We start from the raw sequence: 22,850 nt of genomic DNA on the forward strand, positions 1-22,850 counted from the left end.
CGATGCAACAAAGGTGCAAGCCGATGCAACAAAGGTGCAAGCCGATGCAACAAAGGTGCAGGTCGATGCATCTAAGGTGCAGGTCGATGCATCTAAGTTGCAGGTTGATGCAACAACATTCGAGCCTGGTAGGAAAGGGGCAAAATTCAAAGCCTCATTAACTCACTGCCTCTACCGGCTGGGCGACAATTAAGGACAATTTGCTACACCACAGGCGATTAGTATTGAAGATGACTTCTTTGTGGGCTTGTGGCTGGTAGATATGTGGAAAATATAGTTAAGGTTAACGCCCGTTTTTGCTCAGGGGTGATAAAGACAGAAAATTCATTGTCTTGGCTCATCGCTTCTAGCATTCCGTTCAGTAATCAAAAACCTAACCCCCCAGCCCCCTTCCCTACAAGGGAAGGGGGAGTTTAGCTCCCCTCCCCTACGAGGGGAGGGGTTGGGGGAGAGGTTATTCCAGGATTACTCAATCGGTGTTCTAGCATTCGGTTCACCAGACTACCAACGGGGCTAGTCATACTGGCGTGAAACTGGGGGTTTTGCCGCAGTAATACTCCGAGTAGAGTGGAACCGGAACGAGGTAAACCGGAGATAAAGTGGATTTTTGGAGTCATTACAGTTAATTGGCTTTGATTCGTTGCCCTGAGAAGTTGAATGTTCCTAGAGGTGGGACATTATTTGACAACGGATTAGCATTGAGGTTGAACAAACGCAGTGTGATAGTCCCTTGTACTGTCTGTGTTTGGGGATTAAAGCTGGCTTGATAGTCTGCTCGGCCAAAGCTACCAGTAGATCCCGCAGTTCCTGTACTTCCTGGATAAGCAAAGGTAATAGATCTGGCAATTACCCCAGTTTTGCCATTACACTTCCAAGCACCTTGTCCACTACTAAAGGGATTGAAGACTTTGGGAACACCACCTTGATTGGAGTCAATGACAAAAAAGTTACCATCTGCGGTCAGTGTAATAACTCCACGAGAGCCGATGCTGCTATCTTGGTTGAAAATTTTGTCAGATAAGAACCAGTGACATTGAGGCGACAAGGTGCTGTATTAGCAATAGTTTCTGGTGCGGAGAAGTTTTCACCCCTAACAATATTAGGAGTAGCAAGTAACGTACTTGCCAAAACTGAACTAAACAATAGAGTGTTGTAAAACCAGATTTTATTCATTTTGTTTTTGAATTAATTACACAGGTGTAGTGAGTTTATAAATATTTTCATCTAAATATTTGTAGAAGTATTGCAATCCAAAATCTCTACAAAGGTTTAGTTGTTCTACTGATCTGTATTGGTACATAACCTTTTGAGACTATGCGCTTTGATTTTAGAGGCAAGGCGATGCCTGCGGCGGGCTACGCCTACGCCAAAGTTTTCGTTAAATCATTGGCGTCATAGATTTTATAGCGATCGCCTTGATTCCCGCATCGTATAAGTATCCTATTTTTGACTAGGATCAATGACTTATATTTCACTAGGTCATTGATCCTATGTATCTATCCAGTCAGTCACAAATCAAGCTTTAATTAAGCTATTAAGGATTTAATTGTTGCCAAAAAGGAGAGTGGAAAAGTGGCAAAAGTTAGTCTGTGCTAGGCTCTCCCTTCTCCCAAAGGGAGAGCCTAGCGCCAAGTGAGACGCGACTGGCGGGCGGTTTCTAACCCTTTTTAACTAAAACTTTTTAGAAACAGACTTCTCATCAAATCAGGTAATGACCGACAAACAAAAGGATACAGAGCAACTAAATTTATTTATGAGGATTATTAATTTTGAATTTTGTTAGCGTAGCTAAGCCGTGTCCGCGAGCGTCATTTTGAATTTTGAATTCGGAGCGAAGCGACGTGACTCTTATTCCAACCATTCTGGGTATATTTGCTGGCATTTGCCTATATATCGGTTTGTTACACCTGCTAATTGTTTATGGACGACTACAAGCCTTGCTTCACTTCTGCTTTGGGTTATTTTGCTTAGTAAGTTTTAGCTACATTCTGGCTGTGATACTTAAATATAAAGCTACCAATGTAGAAGACTATATAAATGCAAGTAAATTGGTATCCTCTTTGGGATATATTTACGGTATTTCTGTTGTCTGGTTCCTGGCTGTATATACGAAATTTAAGCCTGTGTGCTTAGTTTTGGTACTGAATAGCCTCTACCTTATTTGCTTGTTAATCAACCAAATTTCTTCTACTGGCATTCTCTACTCCCAGATCAGCAGGTTATCAAGTCTTTCTTTACCTTGGGGCGAAGTGATTACCGTGGCAGAAAGTACACTCAATCCCCTGTTTGGGTTTCAATTATTAGCTTTAACCAGTAATACTGTTTTCAGTTTTTACGCCTGTTACCGTCAATATCTGCGCGGTGAGAAGCAAGCGGCACTGACTCTAAGTGTAAGCCTGATGATTTTGGTAGGAGTTGTTCAACACGATCGCCTAGTCGATTTAGGGGCGATCAAATTCATGTACCTGGCAGAATGTGGATTTTTATCCTTAGCGATAATTATGAGTCTACGCCTAGTCAAAGACTTGATCCAAGCAGTGAAACTACGCGAACAATTGATAGAAAGTGAACGACTACGAAAGATTGCTGTAGAAATGGAGCGAAATCGCCTCGCCCGCGACTTACACGATTCAGTATCGCAGACATTGTTTACTGTGGCGACAATTGCCGAAGCTTTGCCTAGAGTTTGGCAACGCCACCCAGAGGTGGTCCAAGAGGGATTAGAAGAACTTGCCCAACTCACACAAGGGGCGTTAGGAGAAATGCGGAATCTACTGATGGAGTTACGTCCTAGTGGTTTGGTAGAGAAACCATTAGGTGAATTGCTACAGCAGTTAACTAAGGCAATTTCAGGACGAGCAACTTTACAGGTGATAACCACGGTGTCAGGCGATCGGCCTTTGTCTAATGAGGTAAAGCTTGTCTTCTACCGGATTACTCAAGAGGCACTGAATAATATTATTAAACATGCCCAAGCAACGCAAGTATCAATTAGCCTCCACAGCGATTCACAGAAGATAGTCTTGCGTATTAGCGATGATGGCTGTGGTTTTGACTGCAACGAGATACCATCTGGTCATCTGGGGATAGCAATGATGAAAGAACGGGCTGAGTCCATTGGTGCTACTTTCCTTCTTGAAAGCTATCCAGGGAAGGGGACTGAGATTCTCCTGAGTTGGTCAACCGCTGTTTTGAAAATAGGGAGTAGGGAGTAAGGAATGGGCATTGGGTATTGAGCACAAATAAAGTTAACTAATAAGAGGGTAATTTGTCCTTTTTAATTGTTCATTAGTAAGGATTTTAGGCGTGTTTAATTTTTGTAATATAGTCATGTTTATTTATACCAATTTACTTAAAAAATACAGATTTTTATCCTAAAAGTATGGGATTTTTTCGTAATTAGCTGGTGGTAAATTAAAAATTAAAGATTAAGAATTTCACGTATAAATACTGAAAATAGAAGAATAATGTAATGTAAATGTATTAAAAACAGCATTAATACCCCGGATTTATATATGGAAAAAGATAAATCAGTCAAACCAATTCGGGTCATAACTGTTGACGATCATGAAATCTTGCGGGGAGGTATTAAATTTCTCTTGCAGGCGTTTGATGACATGGAATTAGTGGGTGAAGCGCGTAATGGAGATGAAGCAGTACATTTGTGCGAAAAGTTGCAACCAGATGTAGTGCTGATGGATTTGATGATGGTGGGGATGAATGGGGCAGAAACAACAAGAGCTATCCGCAAAAAATCCCCAGAAATTCAGGTTTTAATTTTGACGAGTTTTTTAGCGAATGACTTGGTACAACAAGCAATGCAAGCCGGAGCTATTGGCTACTTGCTCAAGGGGATCTCGATTGATGAGTTAGCGGATGCCATACGAGCCGCAGCGATCGGTCGTTCTATGTTGACACAAGAGGTGATTCAGGCATTGCTGCAACCAAGCAAACCTTCATGCCAACCTACCTATGAACTGAGTAAACGCCAGGGAGAAGTTTTAGCACTGCTGGCCTCAGGATTGACTAATGAAGCGATCGCTCAACGAATGAAACTAAGCCCTTCTACCATCAGGCATCATGTCAGCCAGGTACTTCATAAGTTAGGAGTAACGAACCGCACTGAGGCTGCAACTACAGCAGTGCGAGCTTGATGTGTTTAATAGCGGTGATTCAACCAAGTTACTTCGTAATCGACCACGGGGCGATCGCTGATTTATATATTAAGATTTGTATTTATGCTTAAATTTCCTGTGAGATATTTCTGTAATCGACAATACCCGTAATGTAGATAAGATTGTAGTAGACTTTAAAATTTAATATTATGACTAGTCAAGATAAAAATTCCCATCAAGCATTTAATCAAACGCAGGCTAATGGAACAAAGAAGAAGAAACTACAACCTCCTCCAGATATCAAAAAACCAAAGAAAACAGAATAAAAGCTGTTAGACTTTATTGTAGAGACTTAAATTTAATTAAGCCTCTACACATAAATTATGTAAGGATAAAAGTGTTAGTTGCCAGAATCCAGAATGACTAGAAAATCCAGAGTGCCATAGCTTATTAAATTTACTCAAATTCTTCTGAATTCTGCACTATGAATTGTCCCTTATTTATTTTTTACTTGAGTCTTTGCCTGTTCTAAAGCTATTTCTTTCATTGCCTGATAAGAATTCACATTAGAAGTACCTTCAATAGCTTTAACTGCCAAATCCTGAACTTGTTTCAGGGCAGATTCGAGTTGTTTAGAAAGATTTTGAATGCGTGTCTCTTGATTGGTAATAGTCTGTTCTAGAGATTGCAATCTTTGTTCATAAAAGCGCTTTTGCCCTTCTACTTCCTTAGAGTATAAATCTGATTTAACCTTAGCTTGGTAGTGAGCGATGCCTTTGCCTTCTTCTGTAGCTTTTTTGATGGCTGCCTCTTTTTCTTTTGGAAAAGCCTCTACTTTAGCTTTCAATTCTTCAAATTGTTTTTCTCGTTCAGAAATTGCTTTCTCCCGTTCAGCCCACTGTTTCTCTGTTTCTTGGAGTAACTCCTCTAATTGTTTGTATAGTGCTTTCTGCCCCTGTTCGTCTTCATCACTGTTCAATTGACGTTGTAGTTCTAAATTATACTTATACTCTGCTGCATCCCGTTGGCGAGTTTTATTCAGGTTTTCATTCCGTTCTTTTATCGCCCGTTGATGTTCTTCTTGTTCTTTTCCCCAAATATTTTTTTGATCTAGTATTTCTTGCAATAACACTTCAGAACGCTGGCTATACTCATCTTGATAAGCTTTAGAATTATCTTCATAAGCTTGGATAAGAGTATCCAAGATATCATCAGAAATTTCTAAATTATGCAACTGTTTTAATTGTTGAATTTCATCCTCTAAAGTTCGCCTAATTTGTTCTAAATTAGAAGCTTTAGTTGTCAATTGTTCCGATAATTCATTGGCAGCGCTACCAAAACCTAATTGAATTTTTCCTAAGCTTTCAATTGTATTGTTCATCTTTTGTTGGATACTAGAAAGCTGATTCATAGGTGTTTTTTGCTCTGTTTTAGGCTGTTCTTTAGTTACAGACTTACTTTCTTTGGTAACTTGATCGAGTTGCGATTTCAACGCTGCTTGTTCTTTAGCTAACTCCTCATACGCCTGAAGAATTTCTACTTTAGTATTCTTCTCAGTCGGTTTTTTCACCACCACACAAGCCTCCTCTTCAGGAATTTAAAATTCAAAATAATGAAAACGCTACAGACTGGTAACTATTTAGTGCTAGAACTACCAAAAGCCCTCATAGCTAAGTCTTGTGCTTGTTTTAATGCAGTTTGCAATTGGGCAGAAATACCTTCTATCTGCTCAGTTTGTTTCTTGATTGTTTCTTCCAGAGATTGAATTTTTAATTCGTAACTCTGTTTGTTAGATTCCCATTCTTTCTCAAATAAATCAGCCTCGATTTTAGCTTTCTGATTTGTTTCTTTAATTGCTTCTTCTCTAGCTTTCTTAACGGCTTCCTCAAGTTCGTTAGGAAATGTGCCTACTTTTTGTTGATAATCTGCAAATAGAGGCTGATGTTGGGTGAGTATTTTTTGTCGTTCCGTCCAGTCTTTCTCTTTATGTTGAGAATTTTCTTGTATTTCCCTTTCTTGTTGACGCTTGATTGCTTCGTAGCTGTCTGTATTGAATTTACGAGTTGTCTCTGACTTATATTGATATTCTTCTTCTTCTTCTTGGCGTTCTTTCGCTAAAAAATCATTATATACTTGCAGTTTTTCTTCATACTCTGCTTGCTCTTTTTGCCATTCTTTCCGCCTGAGAGCAATTTCTTTCTCTAGAGTTTCCTTTTTACTAATACTATCTTGTTCTAAGGTTTTAAGCTTTTCTTGATGTTCTTGACTTAAAATATCTAGAGTATCGGCAACAACTCTGATTTGCTGAAGCTCTTGTAGGCGTTGAGTTTCAATTTCTATTGCTTGGTTGAGTTCATCTAATTTAGAGTTTTCCTGAGCTAGTTTTTCTGATAATGCATTGAGAATACTGCCAAACTCTAGTTGTAAATCAGCTAAACCTTTAACAATACTATCAACTGTATATCTCGAAGCTGCTTGCAGAATTTCTTGACTTTTTGCCTTTTCTGCTTCCTCTTGTTTGGTTGCTATTTTAAATTCCAGCTTTTTCCTTTGGATCAGAATTTGTTGAAATGCTTGCATTAGTTGTTGTTTGCTGTCCTTGACTCCAACTGTAGTCATATTCCAACTCCGTTCTATAGGCAATAATTTATCGGGTAGCAAGCCATACCAATGACTACCCTATGCAGACATCAGAGTAGCCTTTGCATCGTATTTTTAGCGCAGTGTAAACACTGAAATAATTAACATCGGACACTGAGGTATACTACGAGTTATCCACAGTTGTGCCTTTATGTTTTTCTAAGTATATTTTTCCGTTTGGTTTTATAGTATTTTTGTACTAACAATATACCCAACCCAATTTGCCCTTGTCAAGAAAAAAATTGAAGCTATTTTACTAAAAAGACTATTGGCAGCTTCCAGCCACAGCGTTTTATAATTATTAATAAGGCGCTGTGGCATATGTAACTTTCTGTAAAGGAAATCTAAAAGAATTAACCCTAGTAGAAGCGCGGTTACACTCAGGCTAGATAATAGATGTGATCATCCTAATTGATACAAGCACAGTCCTAGACTTTTGTGATATCAATGTATACCAGTGAATCGACCAAGTATTCTGCAAGAACGGACATTGGACAAACCAGCCGGATTCTAGTAGTAGAAGATGAAGAACTAATCCAGGAAATGCTAGCTGTAGCCCTGGAAGAGGAGGGTTACGGGGTGATAACTGCCCCCGATGGGCGGTCTGCTGTAGAGTATCTCAAAAGTTTTGAAACCAACTCAGGGGAACTTCCCTTTGACTTGATCATCCTTGATTTGATGCTGCCTCAGATCAATGGTTTAGATATTTGCCGTTTGCTACGTCATCAAGGAAACCCAGTACCGATTTTAATGCTCAGCGCCAAGGGTAGCGAAACCGATCGCGTTTTGGGTTTGGAAGTGGGAGCAGATGACTATCTCACTAAACCCTTTAGTATGAGGGAATTAGTGGCTCGTTGTCGGGCTTTACTGCGGCGTCAGCGCTTAAGTACTTTGCCACAACTACCAGTATTAAAATTCAAGGATGTGACCTTAAATCCTCAAGAATGCCGCGTACTGGTTCGTGGTCAAGAGGTGAGTCTTTCTCCTAAAGAGTTTCGCCTGCTGGAACTATTTATGAGTTACGCCCGTCGGGTGTGGTCGCGGGAACAATTGCTAGACCAGGTTTGGGGTCCAGACTTCGTGGGGGATAGTAAAACCGTAGACGTTCACATCCGTTGGTTGCGGGAAAAATTAGAGCAAGACCCCAGCCATCCGGAATATATTGTGACTGTACGAGGTTTTGGCTATAGGTTTGGATAATTAGTTTAGATAGTTGTTAGTTTTGAGTAATCACCAAAAAACTAACGACTCAAATGCTCTTATTGGGATTTTTTCTGGGTTTAGCGGTAGGCATTGGGTTTTGGGTTTGGCAACAGGTTCAACTTAACCGCTACCTGAGACGCGTACTCCAACCGTTAACCCCGCATTCTTACAAAGTGGGACTGCCGCTGATTCCTGGGTTACGGCAGGAAATTATGTTAGTGAGGCAGCAGCGACAAGATTTGCAACAGTCGCTGCAAACTTACCAAGACCTGCTGGAATTTGCACCAGTGGGATATTTACAGGTGGATGAAGAAAATCAACTGTTGTGGTGCAATCAGCAGGCGCAGGAAATTTTATATCTGCAAAGGTGGCAACCAGGACAGGTACGGTTGTTGCTAGAGTTGGTAAGGTCTTATGAACTCGATCATTTAATTGAGCAAACTCGTGATTGGCAAAAACCACAGACCAAAGAGTGGGTATTTCACCCATCTTGTGATAATGCCGCAGAAATGCCGACAATAAAATCTCTGACTTTGCGTGCGTCCAGCTTGCCTTTACCCAACGGCCAAGTAGGGGTATTTTTAGAAAATCGTCAACCCCTATTAGATATAAATCAAGCACGCGATCGCTCTTTTTCTGATTTAGCACACGAACTCAGAACGCCTTTGACTTCGATTCGTTTGGTTGTAGAAACTTTACAAAATCGCTTGGAACCACCTTTAAATCGCTGGGTTAACCGCCTCATGCAAGAAGTCGATCGGCTAATTAATTTGGTGCAAAGCTGGTTAGAACTCACCCAAATGGAAACAAACCCCAACATGCAATTGCAAACCGAAGCTGTGGAATTGCGATCGCTAATTGCATCTGTTTGGGAAAATTTAGAACCTTTAGCACAGCGACAACATCTGTCTCTGACTTATTCGGGACCAGAAAATCTTTGGATTGAGGCAGACCCAGCCCGCATATACCAGGTTTTTCTCAACTTGCTGGACAACAGCATTAAATATAGTCTTCCTTCTACTTCCATTTACGTCCAGGCAAAAATCCTATCAACGAATAATAATGGCGGTAATGCTGGTTCCTCATCCCTCGAAATAAATCTTATTGATTCTGGAGTAGGCTTTGCCCAAGCAGATTTACCCCATATTTTTGAGCGATTTTATCGGGGAGATAAAGCCAGATCCCATTCCCCGCAGGATAATAATTCTATAGGGGCGATTGTTGGCAATGGCTTAGGTTTAGCGATCGTTCAACAAATTCTTCTAGCTCACGGTGGTTCAATCAAAGCAATGAACCATCCAGAAACTGGTGGGGCGTGGATGCAAATTCTATTTCCGCAAGTTATGGCAAACTGCCTGAGCCAAGACTATAGTTAAAAATATCTTCACGTTTGAGATTACAAGTGTGAAAGCTGTCCGTTACAGTCCCAATCCTCAAAGACCCCAACTGGCACGCGGTATTAGGCGTTTAGAACGGGATGTATTACGCATGGGAGCTTTGGTGGAACAATCATTTCGCCTCAGCCACCAAGCGTTATTTGCTCGTAACTTAGCAGCAGCTGAGGAACTTCCCCGATTAGATAAAAAAATCGATCGCTTTTATAGACAAATCGAATCAGATTGTACAGCGATTATGACGCTGCAATCACCTACGGCACAAGATTTGCGTTGCTTGAGTGCTTTTATGCAGCTCGTCCGGGATTTAGAGCGCATTGGCGATTATGCTAAGGATTTAGCGGAGATTGCTATTAAAATCTTTCCGTATGCGCCTCATACGTCTTTACCAGATATTGAAGTCATGTCCCGTCACGCTCAGGCAATGCTAGCAACTAGCTTAGTAGCTTTAGCAGAATTTGATGAAGCCGGTGGGCGGGGTTTAAAACACTTAGATGATACCGTAGACGACGCCTACGATCGCGTTTATCAGACTTTAGCCCAACAACGTGATGTCCCAGGCGTCGTTGAGCCAATTGTCCTGTTGGCATTGGCGATTCGTTGTCTGGAACGTATGGCAGATCACGCCACTAATATCGGTCAAAGGGTAGCATATATCGTCACTGGTCAACGCTGAGTTAAGGATTTAAACCCTAACTTTAACTAAGCGCTCTACCAAAGGTTTTTATCAATAGTATATATAAGTTTTAATAAAATACCAGAGAATTAAGTTAACTAAATATTTTACAAAAAGCTTACCTTTTCTTAAACTTACACAATTAAAGTAAGGGGTAAACAGCTAAATAAATTCCTTTTTTCTCAATATAAAAAATAGCTCTAACCAAAAGCTATTGTTTTGAGAAGGTTTTGACTTGGCTGCTAGTCGTTGAAATGTAAGCATAGATAAATATTGAATATAAAAAATATTAGATTTTTTAATAAGTTCAGATGCAATATTCCCTAATAGCCTGTATGGCTACGGTTCATGATGTATTCCACAATTCCCACTCTTAACTCTTCTAAGCTGTCAAACAACTCTACTGTAGAAGGACAGGTATCACAATACTTATTTAGCCGTCGGGAAGTAATTCCGCCTCGAAACGATGTACTTTGGCGTATTCAACATGGTGCAGTTCGTACCCTAACGTGGGGTGAAGACGGAACATTTATTACTCTTGGTTATTGGGGACTAGGAGATTTAATTGGCTATCCTTTGTCTAGAATTAAGCCATATCAAATCGAATGTCTGACAGCTGTAGAAGTCAGCATTGTCCCCGCTCATTTGTGGCATCAAGATGTTGATGCTTTCTTGTCTCACATTCAACAGGCGGAGGATTTATTGAGCATAGTGCATCGTAAACCAATGTCCTTACGTTTATGGCAGTTTCTGCTGTGGTTAAGTGAAAAATTTGGACGTGACATAGACAAAGGCAAGCTGATAGACCTGAATATTACCCATCAAGATATTGCAGAAGTTTTAAATACTACGCGAGTCACAATTACACGGCTACTACAGCAATTCGAGGAAGATGGAGCAATTTTACGTCACAAGCGCCGCATTATTTTGCGATTGCCAAAATACATTAATTAGTAATTTTAATTCAGCAGTATATTAATTTGCTTGTATTAATCACAGGACATAAGGTATAATCGGTGCTGTGATTTTGTGTGAAATAACCCAAAAGTAAAATGTTTTAAGCATTTTACCATCATTGGATTACTTAGGTGTGAGTGAAAGTAAAAAAATGACAAAACAATTCTGGAATCTTATTAAGGTTAGTCCGGTTGTTGTCGCCGCTACATTTTGCGCTGCGAATAGTGCATTTGCTGGTGAAGTTAACGACCAAATAACAAATGTTGCCCAGTTATCTGAAGCTCAAGAATCTAACAATATAGATCAGGTAACATCAGTTTCTCAATTTTCCGATGTCCAGCCAACAGATTGGGCATTCCAAGCTTTACAATCTCTAGTTGAGCGCTATGGCTGTATTGCAGGTTATCCTAACAGCACCTATCGCGGTAATCGTGCTTTGACCCGTTACGAATTTGCCGCAGGTTTGAATGCTTGTTTAGACCGAGTTAACGAACTGATTGCTACAGCTACAGCTGATTTGGTAAGCAAACAAGACTTAGCTACCCTACAGCGCTTACAAGAAGAATTTTCTGCTGAATTAGCAACCCTGCGCGGTCGTGTAGATGCTTTAGAAGCCCGCACTGCTGAATTAGAAGCTAATCAATTCTCGACTACAACCAAGTTAGTTGGGGAAGCAATTTTCAACATATCTCAAGCTTTTGGAGATGGAAGAGCAGTTCCAACTGGCGATCCGGTTCAAGATTTAGATGCCAATACTACCTTTGATGACCGCGTTCGTTTGAACCTGTACAGCAGTTTCTACGGTACAGACCAGTTGCAAATCCGTCTGAATGCTGGCAACATCATTTCCAACGCTGGTGTTACTGGTACTAACATGACCCGCTTGGGCTTTGACGGTAATACTACCAACAGCGTTAACATCGATAAAGTCAACTATGCATTCAACTTCAGTGATGCAGTACGGGTGAAAATTGATGCAGTTGGTGGTGAATTATACGAAAACGTCAACACCTTTAACCCTGACTTTGCTAGCTCTGGTAGAGGTGCCCTCTCCCGCTATGGACGTTTCAGCCCCATTTATCGCCAAGGTCAAGGTGGTGCTGGTGCGACTATTACTTTTAATCCTAAAGGTGCGATCAGTTTGACTGGCGCTTATCTAGCTAGAACTGCTAACGACCCCAATGTTAATAATGGTCTATTCAATGGTGATAGCGTTATCTTTGGTCAGTTATCTTTCCAACCTAGCAAAGCCTTTAATATTGGTCTAAGCTACGCTCGTACTTATCAAACAGATACTCAAGCTAATAACCTTTTCCAAGGTACAGGTAGCACTTTTGCTAACAACCCCTTTGGAGCTGGTAGTCGTGTTGAATCCAACAACTACGGCGTACAAGCTACTTTCCAATTTAGTCCTAAGTTGGCTCTGAGTGGTTGGGGTGGTTATGCAACAGCTGATGCGAAAACTGGTGTGAATGCGGGTACAGATGCAGATTCTTGGTGGTGGGCTGGCTCCGTTGCTTTAAAAGACTTTGGTGGAGAAGGTAACGTCTTAGGTGTTATCTTTGGTCAACCACCCAGAATTACTGGTGGTAGCATCAAAGATGTTGCCACTAATGTTGACCTAGACGACGATACCTCTTATCACTTAGAAGGTCTTTATAAGTTTAAGGTTTCTGATAATCTGCAAATCACACCTGGCTTGCTGGTAATCTTCAACCCAGAACACAACGATGCTAATAACACCATTTATGTAGGTACGCTGCGTACTACATTCTCCTTCTAAAATCGGAAATTAGATAAACAAAACCCCACCCTTGAAGGGTGGGGTTTTGTTTAGAAAGAAAATTCGTTATGTAGGATTATAATCTGGCTGATTTGATATATCTTTTGGGCTGCGATCGCTACTCCAAGCCCACCACACACAACCACAGTGGCAAGAATAGAATTCTTGCCATTTACGACGATGGTCTTCTGTAAGCACAGGCGATCGCCGATTTAACCAAACTTTTTCAGCTTCGAGGCTACTTGACGAGCAGGTAGGGCAACAAAACTCGTAAGCATGTATGGCCTTATTTGTCCATTCAGGTGGGAGGGGAGCAAAAGCGTCCATGATTAGGACAGGGAGTAGTGAGTAGGGAGTAGTGTAGTTCAATTAATTGAAAAACACTGTAAAATGAGTGAATCAATATTCTTAAAAACTTGGCTATTTTATTGAAAAATCTTAATTTGCAGAACCTTTCACCAATAAAAGACTTATTTTTTAAGAATATTAACAATAGATTACAAATCAAAGATTAACACAAAAAGTTTATCTTTTTCCGATTTCCCACCAGTTTTAAGGATTGGCGAGACGCCCACCCCACAAATCTATATAATTTTTGTGGGATGGGCATCTTGCTAGTGATAACTATTATCAATTCTCAGAAACTTGATATTTTAGCAACTAGTCAGTATGCACATTATGGCTAATAATTAAAATTATGGAGCCAAATGCTGAAATTCGCCGTTTATTAGATGTGATGCCTGCTTCTGGCCGGATGACGACAAAAATTGTTAGCAAGCCAGAGCAAGCAAAAGTGATTGACGCCTCCTTTCCTCAACCCTGGAATCAGGGGCGACCAATATACATTAATTTCGATTTGTGGCGTCGCCTAACAAAGCCACAACGAGACTTGCTGCTGTTACAGGTAGTTAGCTGGTTGACGGGGGTGAAGTGGTTTAAACCGGACATTTATCAAGGTGTAGTGCTGGCCGGGCTGTTGGGTGGATTATTGGAAGCAGCACAATCAGATCTGGTGGGTGTAGCTGTAGGTGGGGGATTAAGTGCGATCGCCCTTGTTCGCATCTGGCGGACTAATAAATCTCAAGAGTCGGAGTTAAACGCTGATGCAGCAGCAATTCGGGTAGCACAACGGCGCGGTTATTCAGAAGTTGAAGCAGCCCAGCATCTATTATCTGCGATTGAAGCGGTAGCCAAAATTGAAGGGCGTTCTAGTTTAAATTTTAGCGAATTGATTCGTTGCCAAAATTTACGAGCGATCGCTGGTTTGTCACCAGTGGGTATGCCAGAAAATTATCAGTAGAAATGAGTCATTATTCAGGAGTTAGCAGGCAGAAGGTAAAATCTGCTAAGTTATATAATTTATTGATTGACATTTGACATTTAATTACCTCTATTTACTTAAAAATTAGAAATCAACGTTTTTGCGAACCAAGGTAAACTAACTCTATATACAGCGAATTTCAAGTTGCTGGGCTACACAATTTCACTCTCAAAGCTAAACACAGAGGTGTTTTAGTTATGAATTCTACTGTATATAAATTTGAGCCAAATAAATTTAATTTTGCATGAACAATGTTAAACAAAAAAATCATCAAATATACTTCGAGATTACCTTTTCATTCTCCTTGGTTTATTATAATTATTTTTTCTGTTCTTGGTTTAATAGGTATTCTCAACCATTCGATGTGGCGAGATGAACTAAATCCCTGGCTTATTGTCAGAGATAGTGAATCTTTGGGGGATTTAATTGCAAATATTCGTTATGAAGGTCATCCTGTTTTATGGTATTTTTCTCTGACACTTCTGAGAAAAATAGTTGACAATCCTATTATTATGCAAATTTTTCATTGGGCAATTAGTGTTGTTTCAGTTACGATTTTTTGCCTATATAGCCCTTTTAATTATCAACAAAAATTCCTGTTTTCATTTGGTTATTTTACTTTTTACGAATATCTTTTAATTTCTCGAAACTATGCTTTCAGTGTATTGTTTACTTTTGCATTCTGTACAATTTTTTCATCCAGAAAAATAACTTATGCTTATTTAGCAATTTTATTGGGTTTACTAGCAAATAGTAGCGCTTATGGTTTATTAGTATCATTTTCTTTATCTTTGACATTGCTAGCTGAATTTTGTTTTGATAGCGAACATCGCAAGCAGTATTTTAATCAAAGTAAAAAATATGACTTATTTTTAAGTAGTTTAATTATCGTTTTCTCTTTTATTCTATCCATTTATATTATTACTCCTCCAACAGATAGTTATCTGTATGGCGGGTTAAATAATGGTTGGATAATGCAATTAGATTTACGTCACTTTTTAAGAAGCATAGGTAGAATATTTGGTAGCTATTTATTAATTATTCCTCAACATAGAAAATGGCTGGACTTAATTATTTGTGGAATAATTACTTTATTTATTGCAATTTTAACCTTGATTAAATTATCTAAAAAGCCAGTTCCTTTATTTTTATATATTATAGGAAATTGCATAATATTTGCCTTTACATACTTGAGATTTACAGGTATGCCTCGGCATTTTGGACATTTCTACTTAATTTTGATAGCAGCTTTATGGCTGGGAAGTTATTATCAAGAGTCTCTAGTTTTACTCAATAAGTTTTCTATTCATCCAAATTCAATTACATTTGTTCACAAATGGCATCATATCGCTTTAATGTTAATTCTTTATGTCCAGCTTTTGGGAGGTATTTATAGCTTTTCAAGAGATTTAGTTTTACCATTTTCTGCCAGTCGTGAGACTGCTCAATATATTCAAAAAGCTGGGTTAGATAATGAATTTATTGTTGCCAGTAGAGATGCGAATATGGCTCCTTTATCGGGTTATCTCAATCGAAAATTTTACTATCCTGAGCTTCAGAAAATGGGAAGTTTTACCCTATTTAACAAAGGTCGTCAAGATGTTGAACAAGCTGAGATATTAAGCCAAATTAATTCTCTATTCAAAAATCAAAGTGAGCAAAAGAAAATTTTGCTGATTTTAAATCAAAAACTGAATGTCAACCGCAATGATTTGAAGATTGTTCCGATTAAAGATTTTGAGAGAAATTGGGTGGATAGTGAACGATATTATCTTTATTGGGTAGGTGAAGTATAAGATAATACGCGACAAAATTTTGAAGTTCTCAAGCAGATTACAGCAGTGCATAGCAAGCAAGACATATTTCATTAAAGCTACACCAAGGAACTAATCCTGTTTTTTTAGGGATTTTACAGCACTGTTCTGTTTTAGAAACTAAAGGCTTGATTGTTCTGCAAGCAGAATATGTCGCCAAAACACCCAAAAGTCAAGCTTTTAGATCCTTTGACTAGCTTACCGCTGCTGATAAGTAGCTGTGATGGGTGAGGCTACTTTACACTGGAATAAGAGAATGTGTCGTTAATTGACTTAGATTTCAAAGACTGAGGAGTTTATTGATACCTTCTCCGTATTGGTTATGAACTACTTACCTTCTGTGGTAAAACTTAATTTAAATTCTGTCAGTTACTAACGGAGTTGATGAGAATGAACTTTATTATTTTTGTCTTAGCAGTGGCTTATGCGGGTGGCGTTTGGAAATTCTGGACTGGATTTGGACGGACTAATTTTAATCCAACTTTGACCAATCGCATTGGTTTATCTTTGCTATGGCCAGCTTTGTTTATTACTAATCAATCCTATCGCCGAAACTTTAGAAAGGCATTAAAGGGCTAGATTTTACTATTAAGTTATCTGAACTTGACGGTGACATAGAGCAGAATTCAGAATTCAGGATTCTGAATTCTGAATTAAAACAGGGTTTATACCTGGCTTTGGAAGTAAGTTTATCTACTCCATTTTCTTTAAAATCTGGCGTATATCTTAATATAAATCTGGTCTGACAACCCCCCTTTCGTAGTAGGAAAGGGGGGTTTGATCTACTCATCCTAAAAGGAGAGAAATTAGCGAAAGGATAAGTTCCTAATGTTTATTTGCCATTAGTGAGGAGATGGATTGCTCCACCCACAGCTGCACCATCAATAGCATTGCCAACGGTATCTTTACGATCGCCTGTAATTACACCGGTTAATGCGCTAGCGCCTGCACCGACACCGACATCTTGAGCAGCGTTCCGGTGACGGCGATCGCCTCTTAGTCCGTTTGCACCATTCACGGCTGCACCAGTGGCACCACCCTTAACAGCATTACCTAAGAAATCACCATTTCCCCTAATAGCCCCGGTTACCACATTGGCAGCAGCCCCAATACCGATATCGCGTAGTACTTGATCGTCAGCAGCGGCTGGTTTAGCGGGTACTAAAGTAACGCCAGCTAAACTTGCAGCCATGAGGCTGGGTAAAAGTGTGCGTTTTAGGATTGTATTCATTATGTTACCTTCTCAAAACATCAAACAATTGAATAAAGTTCAAAGTTACTGGAGTCAGACAAAATCTGATTTTTTCGTTTGGACAACAGCAACTATTTATTGTTTGAGAACATATATATAGTGACATTTACCAAGTCATAATTACTTCTACTAAAAGCATGAAGTTATATTCAGTCTAGAGAAGGCCTTGCCTATTTAGTAGGTAATTCTAGGGACTACGCATTGACAAAATAAATTAAATGTATAGTAGGATTTTTCGGACATGAAAGTTTGATTTCCAATGCTAAACCGCGTAGTGTTTACCGTATCTATCTAAAGGTAGTAGTCAAAATAGTTAAACTAACTCGTCGGGGTTAATATTTAATTCTCTGAGCTTAGCAGCCAAGCGTTCTGAACGCTCCCACCCTGTTTGTAGCAAATTACCTTGATGATCCCACCACCGCAACCAAGGTAATTCTAGATTCTGATAGCGACCTTGCCAAATTCCCAATTCTACACCCATTGGTTCAATCGGATAATGTCCGCGATCATTAGCAAGTATTAGCTGATATGCACCTCTGAGCAATTGATACACCTCGACGCTGGCTTTTTTCACTTCATAAATGCCATAAAAGGGAACTCTAATTGCTTGTTCATAAACCCAAAACTTACCTGTAATTGGTGTTTTGTCTCGTTCTTCGTCACCATTCCCAGAGACAAATTCCAAAACAATCAACGGCGCTACGTATTCTTGCCACAATACATAAGAACGGCGTACTTGACCATTTAAAGTCGGCGAGTTCTATTCATTTCTACCTAACCTACATTACTACTTTATATACAAAATAGTTTTGTGGTACACATCTTAATTTTATCATAATAATTATACTAACCCATCAAAGCGAGTAGTCTCGCTCTCCTGTATATTTATCTTTAGGTGCTACGGTTTGTACCATAACATGTCCATCTTCAATTTTTCTCATAGCGTTACGAAGTTCATTAAGTGACAGATTTACATAAATTTCTACTTCTACATCTGGTAAAAGAGATTCCCTAACTTGAATGATTTTTGTTACATGTTTCCCAATAATTTTCTCTAATTCATTCACATCATGAGCGCATTCTGCTCTAAATTTAAATACATAATCTTTGGTGTCTAATATTCCTCCTAAAAATGAGTGGAAATGAATATTTACGCTTTTTAAGATAATTGGATTTAAATGCTCAGGAATATTGTATATTTGAATCGCATTACGACCAAATCTAAACGCTTCTTCAATAGATTTTCCAGCGCCAACAGCATCATAGAATCCTACAGAAAACTCAAGTGCAGCTTTGTCGGTAATGCCTTGTCTTATTCCAATGACATACTGGATATGTTTACTAATTCCCTTCACTTGTAATTCTGAATAACACGCATTGAGGAGTACACACTTTACTTTGTCAGTGAATAACTCGAACAAACCTTCAAGAGCATCTGGATTAAGTAAAACAGCATTTCCAACCTCATCTTCTACTGCTAGACCATTTACTTCTCCATGTCCAGAAAAATGAACTATCTGTGGTTCATAATCCAACAGTGCCCGACGTAAGTCTCTGAGACGTACCGCGAATTTTGAACGGATTTTAAATTGCTCTCGATTTCTGGAACGTTGTAAACCTTCCTCAATTTCCCGAACTTCTTCATCTAAGCGTAGACGATTCGTATTTTTAGGATTTGCTGATAAAATTAAAATTTCTGTAACTTCATTCATATGAGTAACTTTTGCAAAAAGTTAAATTATCCATCAAGATTGATTCAAACGCTTACTTGGCATTAAGTTGGCTAATATTAATTTTACTAGGTACTTACAAGCTGAATTCAAAAACAAAAAAGGGTGGGACTTTCGACCCACCCCATACAAGATTACAAGAATATTCTGTTGCTATTAACCCAACAATTGCTTAGCCTTAGCTAACACATTATCAACGCTAAAACCAAACTTCTCTAGACAAACACCACCAGGAGCGGAAGCACCAAAGCGATCGATACTAACAACATCGCCTTCGGTACCTACGTACTTATGCCAACCGAAACTGGAGCCAGCTTCTACAGCTAAGCGCTTGGTGACAGCTTTCGGCAATACAGACTCTTTATAAGCTGCGTCCTGAGCTTCAAATAAATCCCACGCAGGTAGGGAAACAACACGGACTTTCTTACCTTCGGCTGTGAGTTTCTCGGCTGCGGTGACGGCGAGGCTCAATTCTGAACCAGTACCAATTATGATCAACTCTGGCGTCCCGTCGGAATCCACCACTGTGTAACCACCCTTGGTCACGCCCTCAATGGAAGTACCTGCCAAGTTGGGGACATTTTGACGGGTGAATGCCAACAAAGTTGGGGCATTTCCCTTTGCTCTTTCGATCGCCACCTTATAAGCACCAGAGGTTTCTGTTCCATCTGCGGGGCGAATCACCGTCAGGTTAGGAATAGCCCGCAGGGAAGCTAGGGTTTCGATAGGTTGGTGGGTTGGGCCATCTTCACCTTGTCCAATGGAGTCGTGAGTCATCACCCAAATCACCCCAGCTTGAGAGAGGGCGGATAAGCGGATGGCAGCACGCATATAGTCTGTGAAGATCAAGAACGTCGCGCCGTAGGGAATTAATCCCGAACTGTGCAACGCAATACCATTACAGATTGCGCCCATAGCGTGTTCCCGGACACCAAAGTGGATGTTGGGGTTTTGGTATTGCCCTTTCTGGAAGTCGCCTTTACCCTTGATTTCGGTAAGGTTTGAGTGGGTCAAGTCAGCAGAACCACCGATTAACTCAGGTAAAACTGCTGCTATTTTGTTGAGGCAGGTTTCTGAGTGTTTGCGGGTTGGCAGTCCTTTGTCTTCAGGAGTGTAAGTGGGTAGTACTTGATCCCAACCATCAGGTAGTTTGCTGCTGACATAGCGTTCAAATTCGGCTGCTTCTTGGGCATACTTAGCTTTGTAGTCAGCAAATGCTTCGTTCCACTCAGCTTCATAGCCTGCGCCGCGTTCTACTGCTTTGCGTGCATGATTGAGGGCGTCTTGGGGAACTACAAAAGGCTCGTATTCCCAACCCAAATTTTTACGTGTCAGTGCTATTTCGTCTCCACCCAAAGCAGCGCCGTGAACGCCAGCGGTGTTTGCTTTATTGGGGGAACCGTAACCGATGGTGGTTGTTACCTTAATAAAAGAAGGTTTATCGGTGACAGCTTTGGCTGCTTCAATTGCTTTGGCAATTCCTTCGAGGTCAGTGTTGCCTTCTTGAACGTGTTGGACATGCCAACCGTAAGCTTCAAACCGCTTAGAAACATCTTCAGTGAATGCCACATCTGTGGAACCGTCGATAGAGATGTGGTTGTCGTCGTACAGAGCGATGAGTTTGCCTAATCCCAAGTGTCCTGCGAAAGAACAAGCTTCACCAGAAATGCCTTCCATGTTGCAACCGTCACCCAGAATTACGTAGGTGTAATGGTCAACAATCTTGGCATCGGCTTTATTGTATTTTGCGGCGAGATGTGCTTCCGCGATCGCCAAACCAACTCCATTGGCAATTCCTTGACCTAGTGGTCCAGTGGTCACTTCCACGCCTGCGGTCATGAAGTTTTCTGGGTGTCCAGGGGTTTTAGATTCCCACTGACGAAATTGCTTGATATCTTCAATCGTTACGCTGTCGAAGCCTGCTAAGTAGAGCAGGGCATACTGCAACATCGAGCCATGGCCGGCGGACAAGACAAAGCGATCGCGATTAAACCATTTGGGATTTTTGGGATTAAACCGCAAAAAGCGATCCCATAGTACAAAGGCCATGGGAGCCGCGCCCATCGGCAGCCCTGGGTGTCCCGATTTTGCCTTTTCTACGGCGTCAATAGCCAAGAAGCGGATCGAGTTAATACAAAGTTCTTCGAGGGATTGGGTTGCAACAGCCATAATATGATTGTTTTTAACGACGGGTTAGCACTCTTTGAGCTTCTCACTCTTGCTGGGTTTCTTTTTCACAGTTCACGGTTAACAATTAACAGTTAACAGTTTTATTCATTGGGTTTGAGTTTCCCATATAAGCGTGGTAACTGTTCATTGATAACTGAACACTGATTAAAATTTCCCACAGTATCCTCATCATCCCATTCCCGATTGTCGATGGACAAGCGGGATGTCCGGAGTTTCTGGTGATAAATCAAGCTGATAATTGGGTCATATTGAACCCTTGGTCTATATCAGAATGATATCTATAGTACTTTTGGCACTGAGGATGGGGCATGGGGCAGAGGGGCAGAGGGACAGAGGGAGAGATAGAAAGTTCTTCCCTGCTGACTTCTGAATTCTGACTCCTGACTTGTTTTAAAGGTGTTTCTTAAAGGCCAGTGTGACATTATGACCGCCAAACCCGAAAGAATTGGATAGTGCCACTTCAACTTTTTGAGCGCGGCTAGAGTTTGGTACGTAATCTAAGTCACATTCTGGATCGGGATTTTCGAGGTTGATTGTTGGGGGAATTTGGTCATTAGCGATCGCCAGTACTGTTGCGACTGCTTCGATGCCTCCAGAACCGCCCAATAAATGACCTGTCATCGATTTGGTGGAACTGATTGCCACTTTATAGGCATGTTCTCCCAAGGCTTTTTTGATGGCTGAGGTTTCAGTTGAATCGTTAGCTGGCGTGCTAGTGCCGTGAGCATTAATGTAGCTGATTTGTTGGGGAGTTATTCCTGCATCCTTGAGAGCCAGTTCTATGGCTCTGGCTGCGCCTAGTCCACCGGGTACGGGGGAAGTTATGTGGTAAGCGTCACAGGTCATACCATAGCCGATCATTTCGGCATAAATGTGAGCGCCGCGACTGATGGCGTGTTCCAGTTCTTCTAGAATTAAAATTCCTGCACCTTCACCCAAAACAAAACCGTCGCGATCGCGGTCAAAGGGACGGCAAGCATGAGCTGGGTCATCATTACGAAAAGATAGCGCCTTGCAGGCAGCAAATCCAGCCACCGACAATGGTGTGACGGCGGCCTCTGTGCCACCGCAAATCATTGCTTTGGCATATCCCCCTTGAATTAAGCGAAAAGCATCTCCAATGGCGTTGGAGCCAGCCGCACAGGCAGTTACAGCACAGGAATTCGGTCCTTTAGCACCTGTGTGAATTGCTGTTAGTCCTGCTGCCATATTGGCAATCATCATCGGTATCATGAATGGACTACAGCGATCGGGCCCGCGGTTGAGGTAGACAGTTTGCTGATCTTCTAATACTTTGATGCCACCGACGCCAGAACCGATCATGACACCCACCTGTTCCGCGTTTAAGTCATTGATAACTAACTGCGCGTCAGATATAGCTTGTTTTGCTCCTGCAACCCCAAATTGGGCAAATCGATCCATCCGCTTGGCCTCTTTGCGCTCCAAGTAATCATGTGGATCGAAGTTTTTCACTTCACCAGCGATGCGGCAATCATGGCGAGACGCATCAAAAAATGTGATGTAGTCAATGCCATTGCGTCCACTCAATAATCCATCCCAATATTCTGTTGCTGTGTTACCAATAGGTGTAATCGCGCCAACACCAGTTACAACAACGCGTTTACGTGTAAGATCTGTCATGATTCAGTTAAAGGTGGCGAAAAAGCGAAAAGTCAAAGCGCCGGCTTCCGGCGATCTGAACTTTTCAAAACGAAGCAGGCAAAGAATTCGAGATTAGTGACTAGGTACTGGCGACTAGCTGCGAGAGAAAAATC

Annotated in this window: 19 protein-coding genes and 2 pseudogenes; 11 read left to right on the forward strand and 10 right to left on the reverse strand. The window is 40.7% G+C overall.

The window, feature by feature from the left end; translation table 11 throughout:
- Nucleotides 1–193, forward strand: a pseudogene (locus ACM0OY_RS21905) (hypothetical protein); the annotation flags it as partial.
- Between the two features lie 220 nt (nt 194–413).
- Here the strand turns inward: ACM0OY_RS21905 and ACM0OY_RS21910 are convergent.
- On the reverse strand, nt 414–617 hold the full coding sequence (locus tag ACM0OY_RS21910) for a sulfotransferase (RefSeq protein ID WP_414570950.1): 204 nt from the start codon (nt 615–617) through the stop codon (nt 414–416).
- 5 nt (nt 618–622) lie between these two features.
- Complete coding sequence (locus ACM0OY_RS21915) at nt 623–1,045, reverse strand: hypothetical protein (protein WP_414570951.1); 423 nt, start codon at nt 1,043–1,045, stop codon at nt 623–625.
- Between the two features lie 796 nt (nt 1,046–1,841).
- Between ACM0OY_RS21915 and ACM0OY_RS21920 the strand changes: the two genes are divergently transcribed.
- Complete coding sequence (locus ACM0OY_RS21920; RefSeq protein WP_414570952.1) at nt 1,842–3,215, forward strand: sensor histidine kinase; 1,374 nt, start codon at nt 1,842–1,844, stop codon at nt 3,213–3,215.
- Between the two features lie 300 nt (nt 3,216–3,515).
- A complete protein-coding gene (locus ACM0OY_RS21925; protein ID WP_414570953.1) occupies nt 3,516–4,154 on the forward strand; it encodes a response regulator in 639 nt (212 codons plus the stop codon).
- A gap of 457 nt (nt 4,155–4,611) precedes the next feature.
- Here the strand turns inward: ACM0OY_RS21925 and ACM0OY_RS21930 are convergent, their stop codons facing one another.
- A complete protein-coding gene (locus tag ACM0OY_RS21930; protein WP_414570954.1) occupies nt 4,612–5,691 on the reverse strand; it encodes a hypothetical protein in 1,080 nt (359 codons plus the stop codon).
- A 59-nt stretch (nt 5,692–5,750) separates the two neighbouring features.
- Nucleotides 5,751–6,734 carry a hypothetical protein gene (locus ACM0OY_RS21935; RefSeq protein ID WP_414570955.1) on the reverse strand — a complete coding sequence of 328 codons (984 nt, stop codon included), beginning with the start codon at nt 6,732–6,734 and terminating at the stop codon, nt 5,751–5,753.
- A gap of 468 nt (nt 6,735–7,202) precedes the next feature.
- On the opposite strand from ACM0OY_RS21935, the gene ACM0OY_RS21940 reads away from it, so the two are divergent.
- The 5 genes from ACM0OY_RS21940 (at nt 7,203) to ACM0OY_RS21960 (ending at nt 12,768) form a co-directional block, all read left to right on the forward strand.
- Complete coding sequence (locus tag ACM0OY_RS21940; RefSeq protein ID WP_099068451.1) at nt 7,203–7,955, forward strand: winged helix-turn-helix domain-containing protein; 753 nt, start codon at nt 7,203–7,205, stop codon at nt 7,953–7,955.
- 53 nt (nt 7,956–8,008) lie between these two features.
- Nucleotides 8,009–9,334, forward strand: coding sequence for a sensor histidine kinase (locus tag ACM0OY_RS21945; protein WP_414570956.1), 1,326 nt, complete (start codon nt 8,009–8,011; stop codon nt 9,332–9,334).
- Between the two features lie 28 nt (nt 9,335–9,362).
- Nucleotides 9,363–10,028: a phosphate signaling complex protein PhoU gene (gene phoU / locus ACM0OY_RS21950; RefSeq protein WP_414570957.1), complete on the forward strand. Its 666-nt coding sequence runs from the start codon at nt 9,363–9,365 to the stop codon at nt 10,026–10,028.
- A gap of 351 nt (nt 10,029–10,379) precedes the next feature.
- Nucleotides 10,380–10,982, forward strand: coding sequence for a Crp/Fnr family transcriptional regulator (locus ACM0OY_RS21955; RefSeq protein ID WP_414571002.1), 603 nt, complete (start codon nt 10,380–10,382; stop codon nt 10,980–10,982).
- Nucleotides 10,983–11,136: 154 nt separating this feature from the next.
- Nucleotides 11,137–12,768, forward strand: coding sequence for an iron uptake porin (locus ACM0OY_RS21960; RefSeq protein WP_414570958.1), 1,632 nt, complete (start codon nt 11,137–11,139; stop codon nt 12,766–12,768).
- Between the two features lie 66 nt (nt 12,769–12,834).
- Here ACM0OY_RS21960 and ACM0OY_RS21965 read toward each other — a convergent pair whose 3' ends face one another.
- Nucleotides 12,835–13,095, reverse strand: a complete 261-nt coding sequence (locus tag ACM0OY_RS21965; RefSeq protein ID WP_414570959.1) for a hypothetical protein — start codon at nt 13,093–13,095, stop codon at nt 12,835–12,837.
- Between the two features lie 370 nt (nt 13,096–13,465).
- Between ACM0OY_RS21965 and ACM0OY_RS21970 the strand changes: the two genes are divergently transcribed.
- The 3 genes from ACM0OY_RS21970 (at nt 13,466) to ACM0OY_RS21980 (ending at nt 16,482) form a co-directional block, all read left to right on the forward strand.
- Nucleotides 13,466–14,068, forward strand: a complete 603-nt coding sequence (locus ACM0OY_RS21970) for a DUF3318 domain-containing protein (protein ID WP_414570960.1) — start codon at nt 13,466–13,468, stop codon at nt 14,066–14,068.
- 272 nt (nt 14,069–14,340) lie between these two features.
- The gene (locus ACM0OY_RS21975; protein WP_414570961.1) at nt 14,341–15,885 is read left to right on the forward strand and encodes a hypothetical protein; all 1,545 of its coding nucleotides are present in this window, start codon (nt 14,341–14,343) and stop codon (nt 15,883–15,885) included.
- A gap of 408 nt (nt 15,886–16,293) precedes the next feature.
- Entirely contained in the window at nt 16,294–16,482 is a 189-nt protein-coding gene (locus ACM0OY_RS21980) for a hypothetical protein (RefSeq protein WP_414570962.1), read from the forward strand.
- Between the two features lie 253 nt (nt 16,483–16,735).
- Here ACM0OY_RS21980 and ACM0OY_RS21985 read toward each other — a convergent pair whose 3' ends face one another.
- The 5 genes and pseudogenes from ACM0OY_RS21985 to fabF form a co-directional block, all read right to left on the reverse strand.
- Nucleotides 16,736–17,134, reverse strand: coding sequence for a hypothetical protein (locus tag ACM0OY_RS21985; RefSeq protein WP_414570963.1), 399 nt, complete (start codon nt 17,132–17,134; stop codon nt 16,736–16,738).
- A gap of 334 nt (nt 17,135–17,468) precedes the next feature.
- Nucleotides 17,469–17,909 (reverse strand): annotated as a pseudogene (locus tag ACM0OY_RS21990) (Uma2 family endonuclease); the annotation flags it as partial.
- A 100-nt stretch (nt 17,910–18,009) separates the two neighbouring features.
- Nucleotides 18,010–18,867: a CHAT domain-containing protein gene (locus ACM0OY_RS21995; protein WP_414570964.1), complete on the reverse strand. Its 858-nt coding sequence runs from the start codon at nt 18,865–18,867 to the stop codon at nt 18,010–18,012.
- Nucleotides 18,868–19,041: 174 nt separating this feature from the next.
- A complete protein-coding gene (tkt, locus tag ACM0OY_RS22000) occupies nt 19,042–21,054 on the reverse strand; it encodes a transketolase (protein WP_414570965.1) in 2,013 nt (670 codons plus the stop codon).
- A 411-nt stretch (nt 21,055–21,465) separates the two neighbouring features.
- Nucleotides 21,466–22,716 (reverse strand): beta-ketoacyl-ACP synthase II, encoded by a 1,251-nt coding sequence (fabF, locus tag ACM0OY_RS22005; protein ID WP_414570966.1) that lies wholly within the window; start codon nt 22,714–22,716, stop codon nt 21,466–21,468.
- Between the last annotated feature and the right edge of the window lie 134 nt (nt 22,717–22,850).

The organism is Nostoc sp. CCY 9925 (assembly GCF_963920935.1).
Taxonomy (GTDB): domain Bacteria; phylum Cyanobacteriota; class Cyanobacteriia; order Cyanobacteriales; family Nostocaceae; genus Nostoc.

What these genes read in the sequence shown, in the direction of transcription:
- ACM0OY_RS21910 (WP_414570950.1), bottom strand. Translation starts at nt 617, where the DNA reads ATGACTCCAAAAATCCACTTTATCTCCGGTTTACCTCGTTCCGGTTCC.
- ACM0OY_RS21925 (WP_414570953.1), top strand. Translation starts at nt 3,516, where the DNA reads ATGGAAAAAGATAAATCAGTCAAACCAATTCGGGTCATAACTGTTGAC.
- ACM0OY_RS21935 (WP_414570955.1), bottom strand. Translation starts at nt 6,734, where the DNA reads ATGACTACAGTTGGAGTCAAGGACAGCAAACAACAACTAATGCAAGCA.
- ACM0OY_RS21940 (WP_099068451.1), top strand. Translation starts at nt 7,203, where the DNA reads ATGTATACCAGTGAATCGACCAAGTATTCTGCAAGAACGGACATTGGA.
- ACM0OY_RS21945 (WP_414570956.1), top strand. Translation starts at nt 8,009, where the DNA reads ATGCTCTTATTGGGATTTTTTCTGGGTTTAGCGGTAGGCATTGGGTTT.
- ACM0OY_RS21955 (WP_414571002.1), top strand. Translation starts at nt 10,380, where the DNA reads ATGTATTCCACAATTCCCACTCTTAACTCTTCTAAGCTGTCAAACAAC.
- ACM0OY_RS21960 (WP_414570958.1), top strand. Translation starts at nt 11,137, where the DNA reads ATGACAAAACAATTCTGGAATCTTATTAAGGTTAGTCCGGTTGTTGTC.
- ACM0OY_RS21965 (WP_414570959.1), bottom strand. Translation starts at nt 13,095, where the DNA reads ATGGACGCTTTTGCTCCCCTCCCACCTGAATGGACAAATAAGGCCATA.
- ACM0OY_RS21970 (WP_414570960.1), top strand. Translation starts at nt 13,466, where the DNA reads ATGGAGCCAAATGCTGAAATTCGCCGTTTATTAGATGTGATGCCTGCT.
- ACM0OY_RS21975 (WP_414570961.1), top strand. Translation starts at nt 14,341, where the DNA reads ATGTTAAACAAAAAAATCATCAAATATACTTCGAGATTACCTTTTCAT.
- ACM0OY_RS21980 (WP_414570962.1), top strand. Translation starts at nt 16,294, where the DNA reads ATGAACTTTATTATTTTTGTCTTAGCAGTGGCTTATGCGGGTGGCGTT.
- ACM0OY_RS21985 (WP_414570963.1), bottom strand. Translation starts at nt 17,134, where the DNA reads ATGAATACAATCCTAAAACGCACACTTTTACCCAGCCTCATGGCTGCA.
- ACM0OY_RS21995 (WP_414570964.1), bottom strand. Translation starts at nt 18,867, where the DNA reads ATGAATGAAGTTACAGAAATTTTAATTTTATCAGCAAATCCTAAAAAT.
- tkt (WP_414570965.1), bottom strand. Translation starts at nt 21,054, where the DNA reads ATGGCTGTTGCAACCCAATCCCTCGAAGAACTTTGTATTAACTCGATC.
- fabF (WP_414570966.1), bottom strand. Translation starts at nt 22,716, where the DNA reads ATGACAGATCTTACACGTAAACGCGTTGTTGTAACTGGTGTTGGCGCG.